Origin of the sequence: Chamaesiphon sp. VAR_69_metabat_338, assembly GCF_031423935.1 — a bacterium.
Taxonomy (GTDB): Bacteria; Cyanobacteriota; Cyanobacteriia; order Cyanobacteriales; family Chamaesiphonaceae; genus Chamaesiphon.
Genome location: NZ_JANPGM010000617.1, coordinates 1 through 2,223, shown reverse-complemented (window position 1 = coordinate 2,223; position 2,223 = coordinate 1). Strand labels below are relative to the sequence as shown.

The 2,223-nt window shown below is 47.1% G+C and carries 2 protein-coding genes; both read right to left on the bottom strand.

The genetic code is table 11. From position 1 onward, the window contains the following. Positions 1-29: 29 nt before the first annotated feature. Positions 30-1,283 carry an aspartate aminotransferase family protein gene (locus RMO84_RS17015; RefSeq protein WP_310489624.1) on the bottom strand — a complete coding sequence of 418 codons (1,254 nt, stop codon included), beginning with the start codon at positions 1,281-1,283 and terminating at the stop codon, positions 30-32. Between the two features lie 336 nt (positions 1,284-1,619). Continuing rightward, a complete protein-coding gene (locus RMO84_RS17010; RefSeq protein ID WP_310489623.1) occupies positions 1,620-1,919 on the bottom strand; it encodes a hypothetical protein in 300 nt (99 codons plus the stop codon). Positions 1,920-2,223 lie beyond the last annotated feature (304 nt).

The following is a 2,223-nucleotide window of genomic DNA, read 5'->3' as shown; positions in this document are numbered from 1 at the left end:
TAGAGTGGGAATTACCCACTCTGAATTTACTACATTGCGGCCAAAACCCGATCGATAATACTCACCGCTCGATCGATCTCTGCTGCCGATACAATTAAGGGTGGTACGAACCGGACAACTTTGACACCCGCAGGGACTAATAATAAACCTGCTGCCATCGCGGCTTTGACAATATCGATCGCATTGATTTTACTCTCAGCTTGCAACTCCAAGCCATTAATTAAACCCCAACCCCGCACTTCTGAGATTACGGGATATTTGGTAGCTAATTGTTGTAAACCAGCCCGTAATTGTGCGCCCCGCGATTGGACATTGGCGAGAATATTTTCCCGTTCTAATGTTTGACAAACAGCTAAAGCTACCGCACAGACAAATGGATTGCCGCCGTAGGTACTAGCGTGATCTCCTGGTTGGAACACATTACATGATGCTTTGCACAACGTCGCCCCGATTGGAATCCCACCGCCTAAACCCTTGGCACTGGTGAAAATATCCGGTTCGATGCCTAGTTGCTCGTAGCCCCAATATTTGCCCGAACGTCCCATGCCGACTTGGACTTCATCGAGGATTAGTAAGATGCCCTTGTCGTCACAAAGCTTCCGTACTTGTTGGAAATACTCGACTTGCCCTGGATTCACGCCGCCTTCACCTTGGAGTGGTTCGAGCATAATTGCGGCTACTTTTCCATCTAGTTCGGCGACTGCGGATTCGATCGCGGCGAAGTCATTGTAAGGTACATAGTGGAACCCTGGAATCAATGGCGCAAAATTCTTGTGATACTTCGGCTGTCCGGTGGCTGTCACCGTCGCCAGCGTCCGTCCGTGGAAACTTGCATTCGCAGTCAAAATTACTGGTTCGGTAATGCCTAAGACCGTATGAGCGTATTTCCGCGCTAGTTTGATCGCCCCTTCATTGGCTTCGGCACCAGAGTTACAAAAGAATACGCGATCGGCACAAGAATGCTCTACCAGCCACTTAGCTAGTTCGCCCTGCACGGGGACATAATAAAGATTGGACACATGAGTCAATGTCTGAATCTGTGTCGTCACCGCTTCAATCACGGCGGGATGTGCGTGTCCTAATGTGCAGGTAGCAATCCCCGCCACAAAATCTAAATAAGCCTTACCATTTGTATCCCAAACAGTGCAGCCCTCACCTTTAGTCAAAGCGAGATTAAACCGCCCGTAAGTCGTCATCACATGACTATTAAACTCATCCTGACTGAAAGCTGACAACAATTCGGGATGAATCGTCGGTTGAGCTACTACAGTGTCCAAATTCATCAAAATACTCCTATATTTTTGGTAAAAATCAATCGTAACGCAAGAAATCTCGCCGCGTTCTCTCTTCTCTTTGCGCCCTCTGCGCCACACCGAAATTAGATTATCGTCGTCGGCTGCGACGCAAAACTTTAGCTACGAGCTGGGATAGATCGATCTGTGACTCGCGCCGAGCGAAGCCATTCAGGTTGAGGATGTAGCGACACCGATCTAGTGAACTGTACATTTTTCTGTAAAGCTAGCCAAGTTTGACTGAAACTGAATTGTAAGTATGTCTGTTATAGCATTAACGACTCGATTCGGTAAAGCGAAGGCTACGCAATCGATCGAAAAAAATCTTTAATCGTCAAGATCTTGGCGTTCTAACCTAGAGACTCGACGACCTAAACGGCGAACTTTGCGCTCGTTATTGGTCAAATCGAAGTTCAGATCGTCTACAAAATTTTGGTGCGCTGTAAATGTATTGCGAATAACGATCGAAACGGCACCTTCGACACTATCGATCCGCTGGCGGAGGCTGATGACATCTTCACGAAGAGCATTGACATTGTTTTGTACGGCAGTTACGTCTTGCCGTACGACAGCGAGATCTTGCTTGGTAGCCATGTTCTGCTGCATGGTAGCCATATTCTGCTGCATGGTACCGATAGCCTGAATAACCTGTGCTAGTTGACTCTCAAGCCGAACGCGCAAGCGCACCCCCAAGGGTGGTCGAACCGTTCTTCAGACATATGTTATCCTAGTTGTCAGAAAGTATTTTGTTTGTGAAATACGGCTTTAGCTTCTATCTAACTAAAGCCGTATTTATATTTTAAGCCAATGTTGCAAGTTGTGATGCGAGCATATCCTCGCGATCTCCAAGCCAGCAAAATCATCTGATTCACCTGCAACGGCACTAGCTAGAACCCACTGCTAGTAGGGATATAAATTAATATGCAGTGAA